This is a genomic window from Aequorivita antarctica (genome assembly GCF_007997155.1).
Lineage (GTDB): Bacteria > Bacteroidota > Bacteroidia > Flavobacteriales > Flavobacteriaceae > Aequorivita > Aequorivita antarctica.
The window spans coordinates 116,874-143,460 of sequence record NZ_VORT01000006.1 but is presented as its reverse complement, the minus strand read 5'-3'; the positions used below and the strand labels follow the sequence as shown (position 1 = coordinate 143,460).

Annotated in this window: 23 protein-coding genes and 1 tRNA gene; 7 read left to right on the top strand and 17 right to left on the bottom strand. The window is 38.2% G+C overall.

Features of this window, described 5'->3' with window-relative positions; translation table 11 throughout:
• Nucleotides 1–44: 44 nt before the first annotated feature.
• The gene (rpsL, locus tag ESU54_RS10045) at nt 45–419 is read right to left on the bottom strand and encodes a 30S ribosomal protein S12 (protein ID WP_014782632.1); all 375 of its coding nucleotides are present in this window, start codon (nt 417–419) and stop codon (nt 45–47) included.
• 186 nt (nt 420–605) lie between these two features.
• On the opposite strand from rpsL, the gene ESU54_RS10040 reads away from it, so the two are divergent.
• The 5 genes from ESU54_RS10040 (at nt 606) to rlmB (ending at nt 8,327) form a co-directional block, all read left to right on the top strand.
• Nucleotides 606–2,303, top strand: a complete 1,698-nt coding sequence (locus ESU54_RS10040; protein ID WP_160113268.1) for a POTRA domain-containing protein — start codon at nt 606–608, stop codon at nt 2,301–2,303.
• 120 nt (nt 2,304–2,423) lie between these two features.
• Complete coding sequence (locus ESU54_RS10035) at nt 2,424–5,495, top strand: SusC/RagA family TonB-linked outer membrane protein (protein WP_111844231.1); 3,072 nt, start codon at nt 2,424–2,426, stop codon at nt 5,493–5,495.
• 20 nt (nt 5,496–5,515) lie between these two features.
• Entirely contained in the window at nt 5,516–6,949 is a 1,434-nt protein-coding gene (locus ESU54_RS10030) for a RagB/SusD family nutrient uptake outer membrane protein (protein ID WP_111844232.1), read from the top strand.
• 20 nt (nt 6,950–6,969) lie between these two features.
• The gene (locus ESU54_RS10025; RefSeq protein ID WP_111844233.1) at nt 6,970–7,431 is read left to right on the top strand and encodes a hypothetical protein; all 462 of its coding nucleotides are present in this window, start codon (nt 6,970–6,972) and stop codon (nt 7,429–7,431) included.
• Between the two features lie 158 nt (nt 7,432–7,589).
• Nucleotides 7,590–8,327 (top strand): 23S rRNA (guanosine(2251)-2'-O)-methyltransferase RlmB, encoded by a 738-nt coding sequence (gene rlmB, locus ESU54_RS10020; RefSeq protein ID WP_111844234.1) that lies wholly within the window; start codon nt 7,590–7,592, stop codon nt 8,325–8,327.
• Between the two features lie 3 nt (nt 8,328–8,330).
• Here rlmB and ESU54_RS10015 read toward each other — a convergent pair whose 3' ends face one another.
• Nucleotides 8,331–9,098 carry a rhomboid family intramembrane serine protease gene (locus ESU54_RS10015; RefSeq protein ID WP_111844235.1) on the bottom strand — a complete coding sequence of 256 codons (768 nt, stop codon included), beginning with the start codon at nt 9,096–9,098 and terminating at the stop codon, nt 8,331–8,333.
• A gap of 90 nt (nt 9,099–9,188) precedes the next feature.
• On the opposite strand from ESU54_RS10015, the gene ESU54_RS10010 reads away from it, so the two are divergent.
• Nucleotides 9,189–10,466 carry a replication-associated recombination protein A gene (locus ESU54_RS10010; protein ID WP_111844236.1) on the top strand — a complete coding sequence of 426 codons (1,278 nt, stop codon included), beginning with the start codon at nt 9,189–9,191 and terminating at the stop codon, nt 10,464–10,466.
• On the opposite strand, the gene ESU54_RS10005 is transcribed toward ESU54_RS10010, so the two are convergent.
• Genes ESU54_RS10005 through radC form a run of 6 tightly spaced genes read right to left on the bottom strand, consistent with a single transcriptional unit; the run spans nt 10,463 to nt 15,948 of the window.
• Nucleotides 10,463–11,260 (bottom strand): hypothetical protein, encoded by a 798-nt coding sequence (locus ESU54_RS10005; protein ID WP_111844237.1) that lies wholly within the window; start codon nt 11,258–11,260, stop codon nt 10,463–10,465. The genes ESU54_RS10010 and ESU54_RS10005 overlap by 4 nt on opposite strands.
• The gene (locus ESU54_RS10000; RefSeq protein ID WP_111844238.1) at nt 11,257–12,672 is read right to left on the bottom strand and encodes a DUF5723 family protein; all 1,416 of its coding nucleotides are present in this window, start codon (nt 12,670–12,672) and stop codon (nt 11,257–11,259) included. Before ESU54_RS10000 ends, ESU54_RS10005 begins: the two co-directional genes overlap by 4 nt.
• 4 nt (nt 12,673–12,676) lie before the next feature.
• Nucleotides 12,677–13,222, bottom strand: coding sequence for a hypothetical protein (locus ESU54_RS09995; RefSeq protein ID WP_146743986.1), 546 nt, complete (start codon nt 13,220–13,222; stop codon nt 12,677–12,679).
• Nucleotides 13,223–13,271: 49 nt separating this feature from the next.
• Nucleotides 13,272–13,961, bottom strand: a complete 690-nt coding sequence (locus ESU54_RS09990; RefSeq protein WP_111844240.1) for a YjjG family noncanonical pyrimidine nucleotidase — start codon at nt 13,959–13,961, stop codon at nt 13,272–13,274.
• A complete protein-coding gene (locus tag ESU54_RS09985) occupies nt 13,951–15,246 on the bottom strand; it encodes a DUF7033 domain-containing protein (RefSeq protein WP_111844241.1) in 1,296 nt (431 codons plus the stop codon). The genes ESU54_RS09990 and ESU54_RS09985 overlap by 11 nt, the downstream gene beginning before the upstream one ends.
• 6 nt (nt 15,247–15,252) lie before the next feature.
• Entirely contained in the window at nt 15,253–15,948 is a 696-nt protein-coding gene (radC, locus tag ESU54_RS09980; RefSeq protein ID WP_111844242.1) for a RadC family protein, read from the bottom strand.
• Nucleotides 15,949–16,079: 131 nt separating this feature from the next.
• On the opposite strand from radC, the gene ESU54_RS09975 reads away from it, so the two are divergent.
• On the top strand, nt 16,080–16,520 hold the full coding sequence (locus ESU54_RS09975) for a DUF1569 domain-containing protein (RefSeq protein ID WP_111844243.1): 441 nt from the start codon (nt 16,080–16,082) through the stop codon (nt 16,518–16,520).
• Nucleotides 16,521–16,796: 276 nt separating this feature from the next.
• Here the strand turns inward: ESU54_RS09975 and ESU54_RS09970 are convergent.
• The 9 genes from ESU54_RS09970 to murD form a co-directional block, all read right to left on the bottom strand.
• Nucleotides 16,797–16,870, bottom strand: a tRNA-Arg gene (locus ESU54_RS09970).
• A gap of 12 nt (nt 16,871–16,882) precedes the next feature.
• Nucleotides 16,883–17,332: a GatB/YqeY domain-containing protein gene (locus tag ESU54_RS09965; protein ID WP_111844244.1), complete on the bottom strand. Its 450-nt coding sequence runs from the start codon at nt 17,330–17,332 to the stop codon at nt 16,883–16,885.
• 149 nt (nt 17,333–17,481) lie between these two features.
• A complete protein-coding gene (gene ftsZ, locus ESU54_RS09960; RefSeq protein WP_111844245.1) occupies nt 17,482–19,452 on the bottom strand; it encodes a cell division protein FtsZ in 1,971 nt (656 codons plus the stop codon).
• A gap of 41 nt (nt 19,453–19,493) precedes the next feature.
• Nucleotides 19,494–20,858, bottom strand: a complete 1,365-nt coding sequence (ftsA, locus tag ESU54_RS09955; RefSeq protein ID WP_111844246.1) for a cell division protein FtsA — start codon at nt 20,856–20,858, stop codon at nt 19,494–19,496.
• A gap of 4 nt (nt 20,859–20,862) precedes the next feature.
• The gene (locus ESU54_RS09950) at nt 20,863–21,579 is read right to left on the bottom strand and encodes a cell division protein FtsQ/DivIB (RefSeq protein WP_111844247.1); all 717 of its coding nucleotides are present in this window, start codon (nt 21,577–21,579) and stop codon (nt 20,863–20,865) included.
• On the bottom strand, nt 21,569–22,924 hold the full coding sequence (murC, locus tag ESU54_RS09945) for a UDP-N-acetylmuramate--L-alanine ligase (RefSeq protein WP_111844248.1): 1,356 nt from the start codon (nt 22,922–22,924) through the stop codon (nt 21,569–21,571). The genes ESU54_RS09950 and murC overlap by 11 nt, the downstream gene beginning before the upstream one ends.
• Entirely contained in the window at nt 22,921–24,015 is a 1,095-nt protein-coding gene (gene murG / locus ESU54_RS09940; RefSeq protein ID WP_111844249.1) for an undecaprenyldiphospho-muramoylpentapeptide beta-N-acetylglucosaminyltransferase, read from the bottom strand. The genes murC and murG overlap by 4 nt, the downstream gene beginning before the upstream one ends.
• Nucleotides 24,012–25,202: an FtsW/RodA/SpoVE family cell cycle protein gene (locus ESU54_RS09935; RefSeq protein WP_111844250.1), complete on the bottom strand. Its 1,191-nt coding sequence runs from the start codon at nt 25,200–25,202 to the stop codon at nt 24,012–24,014. Before ESU54_RS09935 ends, murG begins: the two co-directional genes overlap by 4 nt.
• A 47-nt stretch (nt 25,203–25,249) precedes the next feature.
• Complete coding sequence (gene murD, locus ESU54_RS09930) at nt 25,250–26,587, bottom strand: UDP-N-acetylmuramoyl-L-alanine--D-glutamate ligase (RefSeq protein ID WP_111844251.1); 1,338 nt, start codon at nt 26,585–26,587, stop codon at nt 25,250–25,252.

Genomic DNA, 26,587 nt, shown 5'->3' with positions numbered 1-26,587 from the left:
TTAGTTGTTCTACAAACATATTAACTATTAACCCGTTTTCATTTTTACTTCTTTGGGCGTTTTGCCCCGTACTTAGATCTACGTTGTGTGCGGCCTGCAACACCTGCGGTGTCTAAAGCTCCACGTACAATGTGATACCTAACTCCTGGCAAATCCTTTACCCTTCCACCTCTAACCAATACTATCGAGTGCTCTTGGAGATTGTGACCTTCGCCTGGGATGTATGCGTTTACTTCCTTACCGTTTGTAAGCCTTACCCTTGCTACTTTACGCATAGCAGAGTTTGGTTTCTTAGGTGTAGTAGTATATACACGCGTACAAACACCACGACGTTGTGGGCACGAATCCAAAGCAACCGATTTACTCTTCTTGGTTATTTTGGTCCTTCCTTTACGTACTAATTGTGAAATTGTTGGCATATAAAATATGTATTATTAATGTTTAAAAATAAAACACCCCTATTTTTAGGGGATGCAAATGTAGAATTTTTTTTTCATTAATCAAACCATACCGAATTAATTTTCAGCATCCTTTCGTTATTTTTTTAGTTTACATATGAAATGGAAAGTAGAAGCGTTAGTTTTACAAAGCAAATTTCGCCCTTTTTGAAAAAACTCCTATACATTTCTATATACCTTTATATATATACCTGTTTTTTCTTCGGAATGAACGCGCAGGAACTCACGCTATCCATAAAGGCAGAAAAACCTATTTCGCAAGGGATGAAAGACTCCCTGCGAATGAATACTTCTTTTGAAGATTTTACTGCATTGAAAAAAGAAACCGACACCGTCTATTTAAAGCTGCAGCGGATGGGATATATAGAAAGCGAAATGCTTCAACTCCAAAAAGAAAACGATAGTAGTTATACCGCAAATTTCTACTTCGGAAAAAAATATAACGAACTAAAGGTTTTTTATTCCGAAGAAAATTTCAACAAAAAAGAAATTCAACGAGTTTCTACTGAAATTACCGATACTTATTTCATCCTTCCTTTTGAAACAATTCCAAATTCCTTAAGAAAACTAACCGCACTCCGAAACCAAAAGGGAAATGCCTTTGCGCGTTTACGACTGACCGAATTTGAAAAAGATGATAATAACAAATTATCCGCCGCGCTATTTGTGGACAACGGAAACATTAGGACCGTAGATTCCATTGCCATAAAAGGATACGAAAAATTTCCTCGTTCTTTTTTGAAATATTACGCAGGGGTGAAAAAAGGAAAGCTATTCAACCAAAAGAAACTAGTGGAACAAAGCGAGAATCTAAACAGCTTGGGTTTTGTCTCGGCCATTAAACCACCAGAAGCACTTTTCAGAAAAGATTCCACCACGGTTTATTTTTATCTCGAAAAACAAAACAACAATCTTTTTGACGGAATACTCGGTTTTGCAACAGACGAAGAAACACAAAAACTCACCTTTAACGGCTATCTCAATCTTGAATTGAACAACAACCTCAATTATGGAGAACAATTATTGCTAAACTATAAAGCAGACGGCAAAGAACAAGTGAACTTTAGGGTAAAAGCAACTTTGCCATATTTGCTCAAAACTCCATTTGGGCTAAGCGGCGAACTTAAAATCTTTAAACGAGACAGTACATTTATCACAACGGAACAACAAGTGCGTGCAACCTATCAAATAAATCCAAAATCAACTACATATATTGGCTATAAAGGCTACGACTCAAGCAATCTTCTGGACATTGCTGTGGCAGGAACACCTGTTGAAGATTTTAAGTCTAAGTTTTTTATAGCCGGGGCCTCATATATTAAACCCCAAAACAAAAAGCTCTTCCCCATAAAAACAATCATTAGTCTCGATGGAGGCCTTGGAGCTCGTGATAAAGAAGGCAACAGTGATGACCAAATACGTATTGAAACATTGCTCAATAATATTTTCAACCTTAACTATCAAAACTCCATTTTCGTGCAAAATTTAACGAGCGTACTTTTCAGCGACAGTTATTTAGTTAATGAATTGTTCCGTTTTGGCGGCATTAACAGTATGCGAGGCTTCAATGAGAACAGTATTGATGCGTCGCTTTATTCAGTAATAAATACGGAGTACAGATACCAATTTAATGATGGGGTGTATGTTCATAGCATAATAGATGTTGGGTATTTCGAAAACGAAACCCTATTACTTAAACAAAACCTATACAGCTTTGGGTTGGGGCTTGGACTCAATACCAAAGCAGGACTATTTAAGTTCAATGTTGCTAATGGGAACACAAAAAACCAAGATTTCAGTTTTTCAAATACCAAGATACACATCAGCATTTCTTCAAAATTTTAGGATATTCCAATTAATCCCTCCATCATTACCGAATAAAACTTAAAAATTGGGAGCAAATACTTGTGTAATTAACTTTTTATTATGATTTTTGCCGTTGGCTAATTCAAATAATTTATAAAAATGAGAACAAAGTTTAGTGGAATTTTAACGCTTATATTAGCGTTAGTTGTGCAGCTTACCTTCGCACAGCAAAAAACTATTACAGGTACGGTGACGGACGACACAGGTCTGCCATTGCCTGGTGCAAACGTTATTGTTAAAGGCACAAGTTCTGGCACACAATCGGATTTTGATGGTAATTATACCGTCTCAGCCAATGTGGGACAGACCCTTGTCTTTAGTTATGTAGGTTTTGTTGCCAAGGAAGTAAAAGTAGGAGCTCAGAATAAGATCGACGTTTCTTTATTACCAGATGCTGCGGCTCTGGAAGAAGTTGTTGTAACAGGCTATTCTACACGAAACCAAACGGTACAAACATCAGCTGTTGTATCAATTTCCGCTTCGGAATTATCGCAAATGGCACCAACCACCAGTATAGACAATATGCTACAAGGTAAGGCGGCCGGTGTGCAGGTAACTTCTGCAAACGGTAAACCGGGACAAGGAGCTTTCGTTCGTATTCGTGGAACAGGGTCTCTTGTTGCAGGTGCGTCTTCACCACTATATATTGTGGATGGAGCCCCTATTAGGGAGGAAGACCTTGCAAATGTTCCTAACGAAGATATTGAGAACATTACCATCTTGAAAGATGCTGCAACTACAGCGCGTTACGGTTCCCGTGGAGCAAACGGTGTAGTGGTAATCACAACAAAAAATGGTAATAGAAATAAAGATGCGGTAATCCGCTACAGTTCGCGTTATGGAACAACCTCGAGAATTGAACCAAACTTCACCATGATGAATGCTGAACAAAAACTTCAATATGAAGCAGAGATATACGCGTTAGGTGGGCCTGCTGGATCATTACCTGGAGTTCAAACAACACCTGGGTCGCCAGAGCGCGCAGAGTTGTTGTCTAGAGAAACAAATTGGGCAGACCTTATGTTAAAAGATGGTGTTATACAAAACAACAACATATCTATTTCAGGAGGTAGTGAAAAAGTTGATTATTACTTCTCTGTAAGCCATGATAAAAACACTGGTATTATTGACAAAATTGATGGTTTCGAAAGACTAGGAACCCGTTTGAACGTTAATTTTGACGCTAAAAAATGGTTGACAATGGGTGTTAATGTTGGTTATTCACGTTCAACAAGTGATGAGCCAAGAGATAGAAACAATACTCAAAACCCTTTTCAATCAGTATATGTCATGAATCAATATGAAACTGAGTTTCTATACGATGATGAAGGCAACATAAAATTGGATGATAATGGCAACCCACAATATAACCCAACTCATCGAAATTTTGCAACAAGAGGGGCTTTGGAGACAGAACCATCTACAGATGTTGACCAAGTTACACTTGCCAGTGTTGATGCATTGGTAAAGTTGTCCAAGAATTGGACTTATGGTTTCACTACTTCTATCAACCATGGCTTAATAAGAAGAGAAAGTTATTCTAAACCAGGAGGTATTTTGGATATCATTCTGAATAATGCAGCTGTTGGTAATAAATTTGATGATCAACAAGACAGGTTGGATTTAACCATCAGTAACCGCTTGAACTATACTTTGAATTCAAACAACCACCATTTAAATGTGTTGGGACTTTATGAATATAACCTTAATGAGTTCTACCGTACATTTGTACGTAGTACAGGTTTCCCATCTCCATTGTTGAGCACACAAACCAGTGCTGCAGACTTGAACAATGGATTTACCAATAGATCTCGATTGACTTTGGTATCTTACGGTGTATTTGCTGACTACGATTACAAAGAGAAATATCTTGCTTCAGCATCTGTACGTCGCGATGGTTCTTCTAACTTTGGTAAAGATTATCAATTCGGTACTTTCTGGAGTGGTAGTTTAGGTTGGAACATTGCCAAGGAAGACTTCTTCGGTGTTGATGCAATCAATGACCTTAAATTAAGAGCTGCTTACGGTTCTGTGGGTAATAGAAACGGTATTAAGCGTTATGATTCTCAAGCTACTAACGCTTTTGGATCTTATCCAGGAGGTTCAAGTTCATATCCTGCTACTGTTGCTAACCCAGATCTTAAGTGGGAGACAACTACTACCGCAAACGTTGGTTTAGAATTTAACCTCTTCAACAAACGTGTTCGAGGTGTTACTGATTACTTTGTAAGAAATACCACCGACCTTCTATTCAATATCCCTACTGCATGGGAAGCAGGAATTATTGATCCTGATGGCAGAAGAGGTGTTCCTGGAAACCTAGGAGAAATCCAAAACAAAGGTCTTGAAATATCCTTGCAAGGTGATATTGTTCGTACGAGCAATTTTACTTGGACTCTTGGAGGAAACATTATCTTCTTAGATACTGAGATAATTGAGCTTCCTGATGGAGAAGATGTGACTCCTGCTGACGCCTATAATATTCGCTTTAGTGAAGGTAGAAAAATTAATGAGCACTATTTGGTACGTTATGCTGGAGTTGATGCTGGCACAGGAAAATCTTTATTCTTAGGAGCAGATGGCAATACTTACTTTGCTGAGGATCTTCCTGAAGGTGAAAATCGCGTGTTCCAAGGGAAATCTGCTCTTGCAGATAAAGAAGGAGGTTTCTTTACCAATCTAAGCTACAAAGGTTTTGGTCTTCGTGCTGATTTCGTATTTAAAGCAGGAAACTGGATAAACAACTTTGTAAGATCTAACGCAGAATCTGATGGGCAGGCAATTGACGACAACCAAGCTGTTACTGCATTCAATTACTGGCAGCAACCTGGCGATACTAACGTAATGCCAAGTCCAATTTACGCAGCTGTTGATCAGACTGTGAATTCAGATAGATTCTTGGAAAAAGGAGATTACATCCGTATGCGTAATGTTACATTATCATACAATTTCCCAAGCGAGTATTTGGAAAAAACACCATTACAAAGTTTAAGAATATATGCACAAGGACAAAACCTAATGACCTTTACCAAGTTCTGGGGAGATCCAGAAGTAGGACTTTCTTCCGGCGAGACCGTCGCATTTGGTGATGCAGTTGCTCCCGGTGAAGCTACACTTTACAGCTATCCAAACGTTAAGTCATTCCAATTTGGTTTGGACGTTAGTTTCTAATTTTAAAAAAAATTGATAAAATGAAAAAAATAATTTATAAAATCGCAGTTTTAACTCTTGTCATAGGAGGTTTTACTTCCTGTGATAGTGAACTAGATCAAATACCGTTTGATGCGCTTGCAACTTCACAATCTTACATTACTGTTGCCGATTATGAAAATGCCGCCAGAGGTATCTATTCAAGTTTAACTAATGGCTCCCTTTATGGTGGGAGTGATGCAGGTGGAATGCTTGATGCTCCAGACGTATTGTCAGACAACGTAACTTTTGCCACAAAAGGTAGAGGAAGTAGAAGAAATTTGCACAACTGGCAATATTCCGCCTCTAGCGAACCTATGAGCGGATTATATGAACGTACGTATCAAATGATCTTTCGAGCAAACACGTTATTAGAACAAAGTGCTACTTTTGAAGGTTCAAACAAAGAAAAAGTAGTTGCTGAAGCAAAGGCATTAAGAGCTTTAGGACATATGAACATCGCTTCATTCTTTGCTAAAATACCAACACAATCAGCAGATGCCAATGGTAGTCTGGGAGTTGCTTACGTAACCTCAGCAGATTTTTCTATAGAACCTGCAAGATTAACAGTTGGTGCAACTTATGACTTGATAGTACAAGATCTTAAAGATGCATTGGAAGGTATTCCAGCCACTAATGAAGCAGGTCGTTTGAATAAAGATGGTGTAAACCTCTTATTATCACGCGCATACCTATATATGGGTCAATGGCAAAATTCCATTGATGCAGCCAATGCAGTTACCACGGCTGTTGCACCTCGTAATGCAATTGTAGGAGTATGGGAAGACGTATCTAAAAGCGGTGTTATTTTCTGGATTGATGTAGATCCTCCTGGATTAGATATCTCTCCTGGTGTAACCTGGAGCCAATTTGGCGTAAATACTTTAGTTCCTGAATACGTGGTTTCTTATCCATTTTTTCAACTTTTTGCAGATGATGATATAAGAAAAGATGCCTATACTTTCCAAGGAAAAAATGGTGCCTTAAAGTTTAATGCAATTAAAAAATTGTTCGCAAGAGAGGATGGCCAATTTGCTGGTCGCGTTGATCTAAAAATTCTTCGTGCGGCAGAAGCAAAACTAAACATTGCAGAAGCTGAATATAACTTAGGAAATGAAGGGGCAGCTCGCATTGCTTTGGATGCCGTAAGAACAAAAAGATATACAAACCCTCCAAGTGGCGAAACCGGTACTGCACTTCGTGATGCAATACGTCTTGAAAGAAGATTGGAATTCGCATTTGAATCTCAACGTTTCTTTGACTTAAAAAGATGGTCTCTTCCTATTGTGCGCGGTAGTTTTGGTGACTTGAATGACGGAAGCGGAGTTCCATCTGCTGCACAGAATTTGCAATTAGGGAATGAAAAATTCCAATTGCCAATTCCACAAACTGCAACAGATCTAAATCCTAATTTGCAACAAAACCCTGGGTATTAATAATCTTAAAAATTATCATAATGAAAAAAATCAATATAATAATTACATTCATCATTTTAGGCCTCTTCGTGGTTTCTTGTGAAACTTACGATGACTTTAATGCAGACCGTAAAACAGTGGTTGGATTCACAAAGCCAATTGACAATAATATTAATAATATTCCTGAAGGTGGCGAAAGAACCAGAACCTTTGATAATGTATTATTTGCTTCCGACCTGGCTGATGTAGATAGACAATTTAAAGTTATAGTCATTCCTACTATCTTGGAAATAGCAGATCCACCACTAGTAGCAACCAATCCAGAAAATTATACTTTTGAAGCAATGGTAACCATTCCTGCAAACTCGCAGCGCGGTGGAATTACTATTACAGGAATAGACAACTCCATTGAAGATGAAAGAGGGGAATATTTCACAGTTGCCATTGAAGGTGGTGGAAATGTTGTATCTGGAGGTAGATTTACAGTTAGACTTAGACAATAATAAATTTTCTAAACTTAATTTTTAATTCATCTTAAACACCCCTTAAAAAAATTAAGGGGTGTTTTTTTATATCTAAAATTTTATAACACAACCCAAGCTAAATCTATTTACCTTTGAACAAAATTAAAAGCTTTATAAAGCTTTACGATTAAAAACCTATGAGCGATATAACAAACACCATTTTCGGAATTTACCCTATCAAAGAAGCATTGGCTTCACAAATTTTTTTTGACAAAGTGTTTGTGCAAAAAGGAATAGATAGTGACAAGATTGAAAATCTTATAAAAGATCTTGAAAAGGCAAACGTTGCTGTAAGCATAGTCCCCTTTGAAAAACTCAATAGACTTACAAGGGGAAACCACCAAGGTATTGTAGCAGTAACCTCTCCAGTGGCGTTCCATACTTTGGAAGATGTTGTTGAAAAAGCACTCGAAAGCGATAAAGCCCCACTTTTCCTTATTCTAGATCAAATTACAGATGTCCGAAATTTTGGAGCCATTCTTCGTACTGCCGAATGTACTGGTGTTAATGCGGTAATTATCCAAAAAACTGGTGGTGCTCCTGTTTCCGGTGATACTGTAAAAACTTCGGCTGGCGCCATTTTTAAAATCCCAATCTGTAAAGTGGAACATATTAAAGACGCCATCTTTTATTTACAAGGCTCTGGAATTACAACAATTGCAGCAACCGAAAAAACAAATTCCGAGATTTATTCCTTGGATTTAAAAACTCCGCTTGCTATCATTATGGGCTCGGAAGGAAAAGGTGTTTCAAAGTCGGTTCTAAGTTTAGTAGATCAACGCGCTTCCTTACCCCTGCTAGGTGAAATCAATTCATTAAATGTCTCTGTGGCTTGCGGGGCATTTCTTTATGAAGTAGTGCGTCAGCGTAGATAAGATTTATTCAGTTTCTTCTGAATTTTTCTTATAACTGTATATTACTCTTATCTGGGTAGGTTTTGGTTCAATAGTTTCTATCGTGGGTCCTTCTTCAGGTAATTCTTTTGGAAGTTCCACAAAATTTCCATTTTCATCAAACTGTTTTAAAAAAGGATCTTTGTCAGGATTATAATCATCACGCTCCCAATCATATTTTTTATTCTGAACTGGATTGCTTTTAAAATAGAAAGCAAATAACAAGCCCATAACAAACCCGGAAAGATGTCCTTCCCAAGAAATTTCTGGGTTTACTGGAAACACATACCAAAGCATTCCTCCATAAAGAAATACAACAGCCAAAGCCAAGGCAGTAAGCTGAAACTGTTTTGAAAAAACCCCCTTAAAAAATAAAAATGCAGCAAGCATATAAACCACGCCACTTGCTCCAATATGTAGCGAAGATCTACCAATTAACCACGTTGCAATACCAGTCAATAAAAGCCCAAATATTAAAACTTTCCACCGAATATTTCGGTAGAAATAGAACAATGCAGAGGATAGTACAAATAATGGAATTGAATTATTAAAAAGATGTTTCAAGCTTCCGTGAATGAAGGGACTAAAAAGAATTCCGCGCAAACCTTTTAATTCTCTTGGGTAAATTCCGTAAGAATTGAAATTCAACCCAAAACGAGATTCAACCCAAAATACAATCCAAAGCATCATCACAAATAGTAATGGATAGCCAAACACTTCGGGTGTAAATTTTAATTGGTTTGAATTCGACATATTTTATTAATTACAAAAAGCAATCCTCAAATCAAATTTATGATAAATTGTCAGTGAAACCGATTTATTAAAATTGTAATTTTACAAACTATGAACGCACCTCTCGCCGAACGGATCCGGCCGAACACTCTCGAAGGTTATTTAAGCCAGCAGCATTTGGTTGGCCCCAAAGGTTCACTCACTTCCCAATTAAGCACAGGAATGATTCCCTCAATGATTTTTTGGGGACCACCAGGAACAGGAAAAACTACACTTGCAAATATTATTTCGAATAAAAGCGGTAGACCGTTCTATGCCTTAAGCGCTGTAGATAGTGGTGTTGCCGCTGTTCGGGAAGTAATTGAAAAAGCAAAGAAAAGCGACACTTTATTTTCAACTAAAAACCCTATTCTGTTTATTGATGAAATTCACCGTTTCAGCAAATCGCAGCAAGATTCGCTTTTGGGCGCTGTCGAAAAAGGCTGGATTACCTTGATAGGAGCTACAACAGAAAATCCAAGTTTTGAGGTAATTCCCGCATTATTGTCCCGCTGTCAGGTCTATGTATTGGAATCTTTCAGTCGTGAGGATATGGAAGCTTTGCTGAAAAGAGCTTTAAAAGAAGATGAAATCTTATCAAAGAAAAAAGTAGTCTTAAAAGAAACCGAAGCAATTATCAGGCTTTCCGGCGGTGATGCACGTAAGCTTCTAAACATTTTGGAATTGGTGGTCCTTTCGGAAAAAAGCGAAAAAATCACAATTACCAATGAACTGGTGATGCAAAAAGCGCAAAAAAACACAGTGCTTTATGACAAGACTGGCGAGCAACATTACGACATCATTTCAGCATTCATAAAATCCATTCGCGGAAGCGATCCAAACGCCGCCGTATATTGGTTAGCCAGAATGATCGAAGGTGGTGAGGATATAAAATTCATCGCGAGAAGAATGGTCATCCTCTCCTCCGAAGATATTGGTAATGCAAACCCAAATGCGCTGTTACTTGCCAATAGTACATTTCAGGCAGTAAATACAATAGGTTATCCAGAAGCAAGAATTATTTTAAGCCAATGTGCAATTTATTTGGCAACTTCACCTAAAAGCAATGCCTCATACAAAGCCATTGGCGAAGCGCAACAGCTTGTTCGTCAAACGGGAGACCTATCAGTGCCGTTATCTATCAGAAACGCGCCAACGAAGCTTATGAAGCAATTGGGTTACGGAAAGGAATATGAATATGCCCACAATTATGAAGGAAACTTCGTGCAGCACGAATTTTTGCCCGAGGAAATAAAAGGGACTACATTTTATAGACCGGGAAACAACCCAAAGGAAAATGCGCTAAAAAGCTACCTAAAACAACTTTGGAAAGACAAATACGATTTTTAGTCTTCAGACATGTAAACCGTTGAAGCACCATTTTCCTTAATTATAAGATTTCCTGAAGCATCAAAAATAGCATCAGCAACGTTTCCAGCGGTGTCCATATATTTTATCACTTTATCCATTACTATTATTTTCCCCTTCAAAAGAAGCCCATCTGCCGCGTTGGCAGATTCTTCATATAAGGAATAACCTTCTGCTGTTTTCCGAAGCAGGTAAGTTTTTCCCGAATTTGAATAATTTGAAAATTTGGCATCCGGTAGTAAATTCCCTGAAACTCTTGAAACTTTTGGCTTTGTAAGCTCAACCATTTCAGTATTTGGTTTTGTTTCTTTAGAAACTATTGAATTGTTGGTGTTATTGGTTAAAAGAACCACATCTTTTTGTTTTATGTGTAAATTTTTTAAACTGACGAATGACTTCCTAAGTGCGTCCTGATAAGATTTGTCAAATTCCTTATACTTGCTTTTCCCTTCTTGTCCCCTATAAACCTCATTTTCGTTACAGTCTTTCAAAACTACTTGAAGCTTGGTTCCGAAAATGGTGCTCAATTGCTCCACGCTGGCGTAAAGGCCATCGCAACGGTTGGCATTGGGTGCAGAGTCTGCCAAATAAGCATTGAAACCATTTTTTTCCAAATAAAATTGGGTCATGGAATTAATCTGAAATTGATCACGACCTTTTAGAAAATCAAATTGTTCGGGTACGACAACATAGCTGTAATCGCTCAAATTTGTATTCTGTGAAATGGCATTCGAAGCCAGCAATAAAGTAATGGAAAGCAGTAAATAACGTGTCATTCTTCGTCAATTATAATGTTAAAACCTAATTGTAAAGATACACTTTTTGCCTTTGCCAAATTGCTATATTTAATGAGGTTGTCCGCAAGAATGTAAAAATTTATTTTACCAATATCTGCTGAAACACCCAACCCGACATTTGAAAAAGAATAGGAATCAACTGTGTAGGTTGCTTTCGCAGAAAGATATTCCGTAAGCCTTCTATGGTAAAAAAACGTTCCTGCCATTTGCGGCCCTTTGGGTCTAAAAATAGAATAGAACTGAAGCCCAATATTTTGCTTGTGAAGGTTTTCTCCGCCCACGTTCAAACAATCACATGCTCCGGTTGCATTAAACCTTCCAAAACCATAACTCAGCCCTGCATTGAATTTTATAGGGCGAAACTGGGTATAGCCGTTATGAAGAGTATCTATCGGTATTTCCCGCTCTACTTCATCCTCAAGATTGCCATAGTATGGAAAGGTTGATTCTCCATCGCTCAAAGGTGGAAAAATTAGGTTTATCCCATCTAAAGTGTAGGTTCCGTGTGCGCGATAATTTTCAACATCTTTTGAATGAAAAATGGCACCAACATCTAACGCACTAGCGGAGAGGGTCCAAGCTTTATTAATTTCATAAGTAAAACCAAGGTCCACTCCTACTCCAATGTTACCTCCAAAAAAGGCCCGGCCCAAGATTTCACTTGTAACCTGCCCTGCTCCATCCAATTCTCGCAAAGAGGCATAGCCTGAGGTTTCCACAGTGACATCGGCATTTTGGACGGTGTGCTCATATATATTTTCCGAATTTTCATCGCCCAAGCGGGTCACGAAGGTTCCGGAATTGTTCACGCTTCGGTAACTGAACATACTTGAATACAGTTTCAACCGCGCACCTACTGTCAATTTTTCACTTATCTGCTTGTTCAAACCAAAATGATAGACCGTCAAAAGATCGCCAGTGGTGCTTATTTCACCCAAATCAAATTCATAATTCAAATAGTCCCGGTTTCCTTCCCAAGCCAAAATGGCCAGATCTCTTGGGAAGTAGGCTATAAAATCAAACTCTTGATAAATACCTCCCGAAAAATAAATTTCATTTTTTGCGCGCCAACCAAAGTTAATGAGCTCCAACTGTTGTGTAGCAGTGAAGAAATCAGTATTCTTCATTTCAAAAATCTTTTTGGTGATGCGATCATTGATGTTATCGTTCCCATCCTTAAAAATATCGTACACTGACACGCCAGAGGAACCGACATTAAAGTGAATTTGTGACAAAAAAGGAATTCCATAGTGTTTTTTCTGAAGTACTTTGCTTCCGGGATTCAGCATCAAGGATTGGGGAATATCATCAAACCCATAGAGTATCTGCTTATTTTGGGAAATGGCAAATACTCCCACAAGGGATAATATAATAGTTAATAAATTTCGCATTGTATTAGTATTCCAAAAAGTAGGTGGTTTTGGATTTTAAGTTCAATGTGCCCTCCAAGTTTTCATTGGAAGAAGGAATGGTTACCGATACCACAACTTTATTCGCTTGTGTTAGGAGCAAAATATCATCACCCTCAACATTTTCTGTAAATTCGGTAATTACTGGAGTTACAAGTGTTCCTTGTAATACAGAGGTTTCAGCCACATAAGTTGTATCATTCAATTCACTTAAAAACTGAAAATCTACTTGAAAGCTACGCGGAATACTGTTGGTAAACTTGAAATAGAACTCCGCACGTTTCAGGCTTTCCTGAATGGTGCTATCATCCAAAAATCTAATTTCAGTAGTATCACGAACAGTAAGGATTGGAGTGGAATTTATGGTATCAAAAAAACGATTTGCCTCTAGATTGAAGTATATCAAATCCAATTCAACAACAGGGGTAAGCGCAATATCCTCGGCTTGATCAAAATCGGTGTCCTGTATACAAGCCGAAAAAAATAGGCATGCACATACCATAAAAATGGACAGGGATAAGGTTTTATTCATAAGTGGGGATAGTTTACCAGTAGTTAACGCCGTTTATTTCGGATTATTACTAAAGGTAATTTTTAATCTCCAAAAGCTCAGTGATTGCGAAATATTTAGGGGCCACTTCCTCGTTTTTATAATTAAAAAACAAAGTGTGCATTCCTGCATTTTCCGCCCCAACAATGTCCGCTTCAAAACTATCACCAACCATTATACTTTTATGGGGTAATGCTGAAGCTTTGGTTAAAGCTGTTTGGAAAACCGATGGATGTGGCTTTTTTAAACCAACTTCTTCGGAAGTGGTAACAGTGCTAAAATATTTTTTGATGCCGCTGTTGTTTAATTTTAAATACTGCACTTCCTCAAAACCATTGGTTATTATGTGAAGATTATATTTTTCCGAAAGATATTCCAAGATTTCAAAAGCACCCATGAAAAGATGGTTGTCCACAGGAAGTTCCTCAATGTAACAAACCGCAAGAGCATCAATGGTTTCAATGGGAAATTTTAGTTTGAAAATATCAAAAGTTTCAGTCAATCTGCCTCTGCGGAGTTCTTCTTTAGAAACGCGCTCTTCGCGGTATTTCTTCCAATATATCAAATTAATGGGTTCGTATTCTCTTAAAAAATCGGTCAGAGGTAAGGCTATTTTATGTCTCTGGAACACTCTTTCAAAAGCCAAACCCGAATTTCGGTCAAAATCCCAAAGCGTGTGATCCAAGTCAAAAAAAACATCCGTTATTTCTCTATTGTGCATATTCCTGTAGTTTTTCTGAAAAAATATTTCGCCATACTTTATTGCTTTCTGTAGAAGAAAAATCTTTATTGGAAAAGATCATTGTAAAAGTTCCATTTACTTTTTCTACAGCAGCAATAGTATTATTAACGGTTTTTTCAATATCTGAAGCGTATTTTTTTTGAAACGCCAAAGTTGTCATCGCCGAAGGGTGGATAATCAAAGGGGTTTTTATTTCATAATCCAAATCATAAAAAAGAAATGGCGTACAGGTGCCGGCACGGAACCCAACTGTGTCGCGAAATACCATCGTAAAATCACGCTTCACTTCAAGTTCTACCAAATGGCGGTATATGTCGGGAAGGTTTACCAAAAACTCAGAATTCATAGAGCTGTCAAGGGAGCGATTGGTTATTTCCTGCATCCGGCGCTTTTCGCTTTTCAGCAATTCATAATCGCTCAATGAATTGAATGAAAAGATTAGCCCTACGTCTTTGTAGTCCGAAACAAATTTTATCAGCATTTTGAATTTCTGCCGATGGGTGTTCATGCTTTCGTTAAACGACAGCGCATTACCCAAAAGAAAGAAAACCGTAAGTTTGAAATTGCTCCGTGTAGCCTTGTTCACAATCCATTTGAAAGTATCCAACGGATCGCGCTTTATACCCAAAACTACTTGGATGCGCTCAATAATATTTCGAAATTTTCCTTGAAATAGACTATTTACAAACCCCACAAAGGATCTAAATATTCCTTTCTGCTTATACGCATATGGCTGAGCTGCTTCAATTACAGGATGGACTATAAGTTTTTTATGAGGAAAAATTAATTCAGGAAACGCCTCCAAAAGTTTATCCTTAAATAGATACGCCCAAATGTCCACAATAGGTTGATGAAGAAACCCTTCTTTATACGCCAAACTTTCCGAAGCCATAAAGCGTCCCACTTCATCTTTTACGTGTGGAAGATATTCTTCATAACGCGTAAGCATATAAAAACTGGCAGAAAATATATCAAAAGGCAGTCCGCTGCTATTTGAAACCGAAAAAAAACCGAAGGTATCACCCCATTTTTTTACTGTAAAGTCAGTCGCCTCCAAGCCCTGCTGTTCTAAAAGGCCATAACTTTGAAAGAAAAGTTCATTGCCCAATGGTTTTTTTCCATAGGAAATTTTTGGACCAACGTGAGCTATAAATTCTTCAATTCCCGAAGTAAATGCAACTTCAATCCCCAAAATTCGCAGGCAAATATGCTTAAAAATATAGGAAATACGGGGGGTTAGTTTTTGGGTATAAATTAACAGCATAGCGGGTTACAGCATATTTTCATCGGCAAAGCTAAAGTACGCTTTTTCAGTAATTATAAGGTGATCTAGGACTTTTATGTCCAAGCTATCACCTGCGACTTTCAGTTTTTTGGTAAGCTGTATGTCTGCTTGACTGGGCTTCAGTGTCCCCGAGGGATGGTTATGTGCCAAAATAATACCCACGGCTCCAAGTTGTAGTGCTTCTTTAAACGCTAACCTTACATCCACAACCGTTCCAGTTATACCACCTTTGCTGAGCTGCGAACTTTTAATAATTTTGTTTGAATTGTTTAAATAGAGTATCCAAAATTCTTCGTGTGGCAATTCACCAATAATAGGTTGCACATATTCAAAAACAGAGTTGCTGGAGTTGATTTTTTTTCGTTCCAACGCTTCACCCGTTCTTCTTCTTCGGCCGAGTTCCATTGCGGCGGCTATGCTTATTGCTTTTGCTTCGCCTATTCCTTTAAACTCCATCAATTCGGGAATGGAAAGTCTTCCCAATTCACTCAGGTTGTTATCAGCCGAAGCCAAAATACGTTGACTCAAAGAAACGGCGCTTTCGTTTCGACTGCCAGAACCTATTAATATGGCAATTAGTTCTGCATCGCTTAGAGCCGTTCGACCTTTCAATAGCAATTTTTCACGCGGGCGATCGTCTTCATTCCAGTTTTTTATGGAAAAAGAAGTATTTTCTTCCATATTTAAAGCTTTTCATTAAAGATAGCAATGAATGTTTAAACAACATAGCTTTTTTTATGAAAACAAACTTTTGATAAGATGATTTCTAAATTTTATTGAATAAATTTATTCACTCTATTAAATATTAAAATATGAAATCACTTTTTGATGACCAAGCATATTCTGAAATTAAGAAAAGACTCAACGCGCTAAATGTAGAAAGCAAACGAAAATGGGGAAGGATGGATGTTGGGCAGATGCTCTACCATTGCCAGCAACCATTGAATATTTCTCTGGGCAAAAGCAATATTAAAAAGCAGTTTTTCCCGTTAGCGTTTCTTTTCAAAAAATCACTTTACAATGACAAACCTTGGCGACAGAATCTGCCTACCGCAAAGACATTTAAAATTACGGAAACGAAAGATTTTGACCCAGAAAAGATCGCGCTTGAAAAATTAATAGATGAATTTCAAAGAAAGAAAAACGAAACCCAGTGGGAGCCACATCCTCTTTTTGGGAAATTCACACCACAGCAATGGGGGCAGATGCAGTATAAACATTTAGACCATCACTTAAAACAATTTGGCGCTTAGAGAAAAGGGAGTTGAAAATGAAAAGGGAGAAAAAAGTTCCTTGAGCTTGCTCAAAACTGGGGTAATTCACAAATGGGATTACCTACGGTGATCCCTCAAAGCTCCGCTTTGAAAATGAAAAGGGAGAAAAAAGTTCCTTGAGCTTGCTCAAAACTGGGGTAATTCACAAATGGGATTACCTACGGTGATCCCTCAAAGCTCCGCTTTGAAAATGAAAAGGGAGAAAAAAGTTCCTTGAGCTTGCTCAAAACTTTTTTCTCCCTTTTCATTTATTCGTGACCGCGAAGGGATTCAAACCCCCAACCCTCAGAGCCGAAATCTGATGCGCTATTCAGTTGCGCCACGCGGCCGTTAAATTTATTTTAAGCCAATCTAGATTTTACTACCGTTGAAATGGTTTTACCATCAGCTTTTCCTGCAAGTTTTGCACTTGCCAACCCCATTATCTTCCCCATATCAGCCATTGAGGATGCTCCAGTTTCGGTTATTATATCATCTACAATTTTAGTTACTTCTTCTTCACTTAGCTGTTGTGGCAAAAACTGTTCTATTACCAGTGCTTGCGCCAATTCTGGTTCAGCAAGGTCTAAACGGTTTTGCTCCTTGTAAATGGCTGCACTGTCCTTGCGCTGTTTTACTTGCTTTTGTAACAATTTTATTTCTTCTTCTTCAGTCAAATCTGTCTTTGAACCTGTTTCGGTCTGTGCCAAAAGCAGTGCAGATTTAATGGAGCGCAATGCCTCCAAAGACTGTGTATCCTTGGCTTTCATAGCTGTTTTCATTGCGTCCATCACCTTATCTTGTAAGCTCATTTTTTATTTTTTATAGAATGCGAAGATACTTAATAAACCGGAAACGCGAAACAGTAAAATTTAGATTTATCCCATCCGAAATATATCGATAAAAAAGCCCGAACTCATTTCTGAAATTCGGGCCCCTGCTTTAAGTGAATAAATATCACTTAGTCAACATTATCGTGTAAAAAAGAATTGTTTTTGCGTAATTCAATCTCGTCATTATCTGTATTTACAGAAGTTCTTGAAATGTTAAACTCGTCCTTTGTATCGTTAAGATCAATACCCATACGCTTGTAAGCAGGCTGTTTTTCAATTTCATCGATACGTGAAGGACTGTTTTTGAATTTATAATTAAACTCCTTCATCTTGCGTTTACGCTCTTCGGTACGATCGCTTAATATTTTTGATATTGGTGCATTTAGTGGATCTTGGTCTTCTTGAGTTTCTGTTTCCTTAATACTTGGCTCAGAAAGGGTTCTTTTTTCAAAAACAATTTCTTCATCTTCTATTTCTTCTGCAACTACTTTTGAAGGCTTTGCGCTGTTTAGGCGATCTTCCACTTCTTGGTAATCGTCTAAGCTATATCGCTTTATTCCATCACCTGAAACTTCGGTTATGGGAACTATTTCAATATGATCCCTAACCTCTATTTCGTCTAAATCAAAGAAAATCGTTTCTTCCTTTTTATTTTTTTCAGTGATTTTTTTTATAGAAGAATTTATGGGAAGATCGAACATTAATATTTGCTCATCGCCATCTTCAGAAGTAGTTTCGGGTCTGATTAATTCTTCTTCTTTTTTGGGTGCTTCAAGAATTACAAATTCATTTACGTTTATTTTGTTTACCGCTACTTGATTGAATTCCTCCATGTCTTCAACAACAACTTCGTCATACGAGACTTTTAGATTTTTCAATAAATCCGAAGTTTTGATGTAACCATCAAACGGAAGTTTTTCTTCAACTTCAGCATCATCAAAAAGAGTATGCTTTACCACTTTTGCTTCAGCTTTTGGCTGTGAGGGCAATGGTTCTTCAGGCAGTCTTACGGGAGTAGCAGTCGCTTTTGGAGTAAGGTGATGTTCCGCTTTTTGCTCGTCTTCCAAAGTGTGGATTATCTTTTTTGTTTCAGTGTTTACTATTTCGTTTTGTTGTTCAACATTAAAACCCGTTGCAATAACAGTAATAGAAATTGACCCTTCCAGACTTTCCTCATCGCCCACCCCCATAATGATATTTGCACTGTGCCCAGCCTCATCTTGAATATGGTCACTGATTTCGCCAATTTCATCAATGGTGATTTCATCAGAGCCGGAAACGATAAGCAGCAATACGTTTTTGGCTCCTTTTATTTTATTGTCGTTTAGCAATGGTGAATCCAACGCTCTACCGATAGCTTCTTTTGCTCTATTTGCCCCAGAAGCGGTTGCGCTTCCCATAATGGCAGTGCCACTGTTGGCAAGCACGGTTTTAGCATCGCGAAGGTCAATGTTTTGGGTGTAATGATGTGTGATTACTTCGGCAATGCCACGAGCAGCGGTAGCCAACACTTCATCAGCTTTTGAAAATCCAGCTTTAAAACCAAGGTTTCCATAAACTTCACGTAATTTATTATTGTTGATAACCACCAACGAATCCACATTTTGACGTAGTTTTTCTACCCCAATATGAGCTTGGTCGTTTCTGGTTTTTCCTTCAAATTGAAATGGAATAGTGACGATACCAACAGTCAGAATATCCATATCCTTTGCCATTTTTGCAATAATTGGCGCTGCACCAGTTCCGGTACCACCACCCATTCCGGCAGTGATGAAAATCATTTTAGTATTGGTGGTAAGCATATTCCGAATCTCTTCCATGCTCTCCACGGCAGATTGTTCACCAACTTTAGGGTTTGCACCAGCGCCCAAACCTTCGGTCAGGGAAACACCTAACTGGATTTTGACTGGTACTGGACTGTTTTCCAAAGCTTGTGCGTCTGTGTTGCATATTACAAAGTCAACTCCCTTTATGCCCTGGCTGAACATATGGTTAATGGCGTTACTCCCTCCACCGCCTACTCCAATCACCTTAATCACATTGGATTGGTTCTTTGGCAGGTCGAATGAAATGTTGTCAAATTCTGTTTTGCTGCTCATATCTTTTCTATTTGTTGTCCTTTTCTTTTTTCAATTTTTTATTATTCGGCGTTGTCCAAAAACTCCTTAAACTTCTCGGCCCATTTGTCAAAAAACCGTTTTGAGGTTTTTGTATCTTTTTCTTTAATTTTTCTTTCCTTTTTTCCAGTTTCCGTTTCAGTTTCAGTTTCTGTCGAGTCTGATTCCCCTTCTATCACTTGCTCTGTTTCCGGATGAGGGAAACGTTTCATCAATGAAGATTTTTCTTTGCTTTCCAAACTATTTAACACCAAGCCAACTGCGGTTGCATACATTGGGCTAGTGGTTTCGGAATCGCTATCACCCGCCAAATGCTCATTGGGATAACCAATGCGAGTGTCCATTCCCGTGATGTATTCAACTAGCTGTTTTATATGTTGAAGCTGCGCTCCACCTCCAGTAAGTACAATTCCTGCAATAAGCTTCTTTTTTGGATCTTCGTGTCCGTAATTTTTTATTTCCATATACGCCTGCTCGATGATTTCAATAACACGTGCATGGATAATTTTTGAAAGGTTTTTTAAACTAATTTCCTTCGGCTCTCTTCCTCTTAAGCCTGGAATGGAGACAATTTCATTGTCTTTGTTCTCACCGGGCCAAGCGGAGCCAAATTTTATTTTTAGAAGTTCTGCTTGCTTTTCAATGATGGAACAGCCTTCTTTTATGTCTTCAGTAATCACATTTCCACCGAAAGGAATTACAGCGGTATGACGAATGATGCCATCTTTAAAAATTGCCAAATCTGTAGTACCACCTCCTATGTCAATCAAGGCTACACCTGCTTCTTTTTCCTCTTGGCTCAAAACCGCTTTTGCTGATGCTAAAGGTTCTAAAGTGATTGCAGAAAGTTCAAGTCCTGCACTTTTTATACACCTACCCACATTTCTGATAGAAGAAACCTGCCCAACAACAACGTGAAAATTAGCTTCCAAACGAGCGCCATACATTCCGATAGGCTCTTTTATTTCGGCCTGACCATCAACTTTAAAATCCTGTGGTAAAACGTGCAATATTTCTTCCCCGGGAAGCATTACCAATTTGTGAACTTGGTTGCAAAGCCTATCAATATCTTCTTCCTTTATAACATCTTCTCCATTGGGACGGGTAATATAATCACTGTGCTGGAGGCTTCGAATGTGCTGGCCAGCAATACCAACAACAACCTCTTTTATCTTCATTCCCGAAGAAGTTTCAGCATCCTGCACCGCTTGCTGAATAGACTGAATGGTTTGGGTAATGTTGTTAACAACACCTCGGTGTACACCAAGGCTCTTCGCTTTTCCTATACCCAATATTTCCATTTTGCCATAATCATTTTTCCTACCAATCATAGCAACTATCTTGGTAGTTCCTATATCCAATCCTACAGCAATATTATCGTTTTCCATGGTCTTACTTTTTTGTGGCAATTACCTGACTTTCAAATTTCAGATTTACCATGTTGTACCCATACAGTGTACTGTCCTGTTTTGTTTTTTTATAAAATGCTTTAAAGTTTTGAAACTTTTTTTCAATATCCTCTGGCATCCCAAAAAGCACTTTAAAATCCATTTTTCGAAGCTCCAATTCTATGTCGCCATCTGCTTTTCGATTTAAACCTACCACGCTGCTTTTCATAAATTCATCTTCATTTATTTTAATCAACAAAGAGGTAACTTCAGTAAAATTATTTTTCGAAGTTCCCGTAATTATGGGCACTCTTGCCGAGTACACATCAGACAACGGCATCTTTTTACCATCTGCATCCAAGTAATAATCTGGCGAAGCAGACACCCTGCCCACTGGTTTGCGTTGTTCAATTTTTGCCCCTAACGTACCGTCAACCGATACATAGACCTGAGCATCACGAACCATAGGGTTTTCAAGCAGTCTTTGCTCCATCTCCTTCAAAACTAAAGTTTCTTTACCTATGCTCGTAACCTTGTCATGATTTTGTATCAACAATTTATTAACTGTATTATAGGTAATAAAAGGGCTGTTTTCATCTACAAACACAACATCTAGTTTCGTGATTTTTCTAGCATCATTTCGCTTTTTTGTAAAGCTGAAAAGGAACGCCATCAAACTAAGCAGAAATATAAATTTTATGATTTCGAGACTACGCTTCATTTTTTAATTTTTGGGTTATTTTATTTACTTCGGCACCAATGTCTCCAGCACCTACCAGTAGTTTTATTCGGCATTTCGATTTCAACAATACTTCTGTTAAAGCAGATTTGAACACCACTCTCTTTTGCCGCGCATCTATCTGATTTAAAAGCCATTCTGATGTAATTCCCTCAATAGGTTCTTCTCTAGCAGGGTAAATATCCAGCAACACCACTTCGTCAAACTGCGAAAGACTTTTAGCAAAGCCTTCTCCAAAATCGCGTGTCCTGCTAAAAAGATGTGGCTGAAAAACAATCTGTTTGTGATCATTCGGGTACATTTCATCTACTGCCTGAAACAGCGCATCAATCTCTGTGGGGTGATGTGCGTAATCGTCTATCAAAACCAATTCCTCAGATTTAATTTTATATGAAAAACGACGTTTCACACCTTTAAAAGATGCCAACGCTTTGGGCAGACAATCGGTTGGGGATCCTGCTAAAATTGCCATGCCCAAAGCCATAATGGCATTTGAAAGATTATGTCGTCCAGGAAGATGGAAAATTAAATTCTCCAAAATTCCATTCGGGGTTTTTAAGTCGAAAAGGTATGCGCCGTCTTTAATTTTCACGTTCTGCGCTTCATAATCGGCTGATTCTTCAATGGCAACGGTCATCCCATCCAAAGGAAGATCCCTTTTTATGAAAACATTTTCCTCTTTTTGAACCAATTGCGCAAACGTTCTAAACGCATTTTCTATTTCCGCTGCATCGCCATAAATGTCTAAATGGTCCGCATCCATAGACGTTATACAGGCAATGTCTGGACGAAGCTGAAGGAACGAACGGTCAAACTCATCTGCTTCCACCACAGTTATTTCACTGCCTTTGTAAATAAAATTTGAATTGTAATTTTCTGCAATTCCACCCAAGAATGCTGTGACGGGCATATTACATTCCGCCAACAAATGACCCAAAATGGCCGAAGTTGTTGTTTTGCCGTGCGTTCCAGCAACCGCAAGACAAAGTGTGTTTTTTGAAACTTCACCTAAAAGTTCAGCGCGTTTCACGATGTGAAAATCTTTCGTAACAAAATAATTTAGAATCTTGTTACCCTTAGGAATAGCAGGCGTGTAAACCACCAAAATATTTTCTTTTGAAATGACTTCTTTTTGAATCTCAGAAATTTCATCAATAAAAGACACCGGAATTCCTTCGGCAATCAATTCATCTGTCAAATCAGTTGGGGTTTTGTCGTAACCAAAAACTGCTTTACCCTGCATTTTGAAATAACGCGCAAGCGCACTCATCCCAATGCCGCCAATGCCGACGAAGTAAAAGGTTTGTATTTGGTTTAAATCTTTCAATTTTTGGTGTTTAATAATTTTTCAATTTCTTCAACTATATCCTTAGTGGCGTTTGGTTTTGCTAGTTTCTTTATGTTTTCTGAAAGTGACTTTTGTTTTTCTTCGGAAGAAATCATTTCTGAAAATTCATTTTCAAAATTTATATCCAAATCACTTTCCTTAATCAGCAATGCGGCATTTTTCTCAGAAATTGCCAACGCGTTTTTGGTTTGGTGGTCTTCAGCCACATTGGGCGATGGAATGAAAACAACAGGTTTTCCAACCAAGCAAAGTTCCGAAACCGAAAGTGCGCCAGCTCTTGATATAATAAAATCAGCTGCTGCATATGCCAAATCCATTCTATTTAAAAAAGTGTGGATTTGAACTGTTTCGCTTCCTTTGTTTTTATAGGTTTCTTCGTAATATTTTCCGCACTGCCAAATAACTTGTAGATTTTGCTTTTCGAAAAACGAAAGTGATTTTTCCATCAATTGATTGATGCGTCTAGCACCTAAACTTCCCCCCAAAACCAACAATGTTTTCTTTTCTTTTTTTAATTTGAAAAAAGAAATGGCTTCTTCCTTTTTTGAGGAGATATCCAGTAAATCTTGCCTAACCGGATTGCCCGTAATTTTTAATTTTTCCTTAGGGAAGAATTTTTCCATCCCTTCATAAGCCACACAAATTTTTTGGACTTTACTGCTCAGCCATTTGTTTGTTATCCCTGCATGACTATTCTGCTCTTGAATTAAACACGGAATATTCCGCAAAGCAGCCATCCGCAACAAGGGTGCGCTGGCATAACCACCCGTACCTATTGCAACATCTGGTTTAAAATCTTTCAGAATTTTTTGAGATTTCCGCAAACTGGAAACAAGTTTTAAGGGAAAGGCCAAATTCTGAAGTGATAAACTTCTTTGCAAACCCGAAATCCAAAGACCTTTAATTTTATAACCTGCTTGTGGCACCTTCTCCATTTCCATTCTATCTTCTGCGCCAACAAATAAAAATTCAGCATCTGGGAAACGGGCTTTTAACTCGTTCGCAATGGCAACCGCAGGGTAAATATGACCCCCAGTTCCGCCGCCTGATATGATGAATTTATATTTCAAATTGCTTCGCTTAAAATATCCAATGGGTTTTCCTCCTTCTCTTCTTTTACAGACACTTCTCGTTTTGCACTCACACTTAAAACCATTCCCAACGCTAAACACGTCATCCAGATTGAAGTTCCTCCACTACTTATCAATGGGAGGTTTTGTCCAGTTACAGGAAACAGCTCCACAGCAACTGCCATATTTATCAACGCCCGAAAAACTATGGGCATACCTACGCCAATGACCAATAATTTTCCAAAAACTGAAGTTGACTTATGTGCCACAATCACTATTCGGAAAAGTAAAAACAGATATAGTACCATTAAAAACAGTCCGCCAATAAGGCCAAATTCCTCTACAATTATGGCATAAATAAAATCTGAGGAAGACTGTGGCAAAAAGTTTTTCTGAACGCTTTTGCCCGGGCCTAAACCAGTTACGCCACCAGAGGCGATGGCTATTTTCGCTTTTTCTATTTGATAGTCAGCCTCCGTGTCTTTATTATCACTGAAATTTTCAACCCTACTAATCCAAGTATCCACACGATTGGGAAATACGCCTGGAAATGCCTTTGCAGCTAACACAAATAGCGTAAGAAATATTAAACCTGCGCCTAGAATTATACCTAAATACCGCAACGGATAGCCACCAACAAAAACCAACATTACAATCATTGAAAAGAAAATAGCAGTCGTAGAAAAGTTGGCTGGCAGAATTAAGGCAAGTACAATAAACACAGGAACCCAAAGTGGCAAAATTGTTTCTTTGAAGGTAACGGTCTTGTCCTTAATTCGTGAAAGGTAACGAGCCACATACGTCATTAAAACCACTCCCGCCAATGTTGAAGTTTGAAAAGTTACTCCCACAAATGGGACACGAATCCAACGACTAGCGTTTGCGCCTTCAATGGTGGTTCCTTCGGCCATTGTTATAATTAAAAGTAGAATTACAACAGGAATCGCAATAATAGAAAGCCCTCTAAAATAATTGTAAGGAATTTTATGTACGCCATACAAAATCGCAAAACCCAATACCAAATGTGCAAAATGCCTAAATAAATATGGAAGTGTGCTTCCATCTCCATACAGATAAGCCAGATTACTGCTTGAGCTGTAAACCGGCAAAAAGGAAAATAGCGCCAAAAGACCTACTATTCCCCAAATTGCTCTATCGCCTTGTATGTAATGGAAGATGTTTCGCACGGTTTATTGTTTGTTGTTTCTAAAATTTAATATTTTCGATTTCGTAATTATAAATTTCTCACCGCTTCTTTAAACTGTCTGCCGCGGTCTTCGTAGTTTTCAAATAAATCGAAACTTGCGCAGGCGGGAGAAAGCAGAACGGTATTATTGCGCTCAGCCAATTTGTATGCAATTTGCACAGCCATTACCATTGAATCTGTTTCAATAATGGTATCTACAATATTTCCGAAGGCATTTATAATTTTTTGGTTGTCAACACCTAGACAGATTATTGCTTTCACTTTTTCATTTACCAAAGGTAAAAGCTCGCTGTAATCATTTCCTTTGTCCACCCCACCAACAATCCAAACAGCTGGGTTTTCCATACTGTCTAAAGCGTAGAAAGTAGCATTCACATTCGTGGCCTTGGAATCATTGATGTACATCACGTTATTGATTTTCAAAACTTTTTCCAATCTGTGTTCCACACCTTGAAACCCTTCTAAACTTTCACGTATGGTCTGTTTCCTAATTCTCAATAATGTGGCTACCATGCTGGCTGCCATTGCGTTCTTTACATTGTGTTCTCCTTGGATTCCTATTGTTGCGATTGGCATATTGAATTCTTTATTATTTATTTTTATTATTATTTGATTGTCTTTTTTGTATGCTCCTTGGTTCAGTTCTTTTTTAACCGAAAAAGGCAGTGGCTGCGATTTTATAGGGTTATGCGATAGCCACTTTATTATTTCTCCATCATCAGCATCGTAAATGAAATAGTCTTGCGAAGTTTGGTTCATTGTTATCCGGAATTTTGAAGCGATATAATTTTCATATTTGTAATCATATCTATCCAAATGGTCCGGACTCAAATTTGTCAAAACTGCAATGTGTGGGGCAAAATTTTCAATTCCATCAAGCTGAAAACTGCTGAGTTCCAATACGAAATTTTCATACTTTTCCTCAGAAACCTGCTCCGCAAAACTCTTTCCTATATTCCCTCCTAAAGCGACGTTCAATCCGCCGTTTTTTAGCAATTCGTGTATCAAGCTCGCGGTGGTAGTCTTTCCGTTACTTCCTGTGATTCCTACGATTGTCGCTTTTGTATATTTTGACGCAAACTCAATTTCAGAAATCACCTTCACTCCTTTCTCGTGCAATTTTTTAACGATTGGCGCCTTATCAGGTATTCCCGGGCTTTTCATTACTATACTTGCAGCAAGAATTTTGTCTTCGGAATGACCATCCTCTTCCCACTCAATTTCATTATTTATAAGAACTTGTTTGTACTTCTCCTTTATTTTTCCGAAGTCTGATACAAAAACTTCAAACCCCTTCTTTTTTCCTAAAATGGCTGCTCCCACTCCGCTTTCGCCTCCTCCTAAAATCACCAGCCGCTGTTTCAC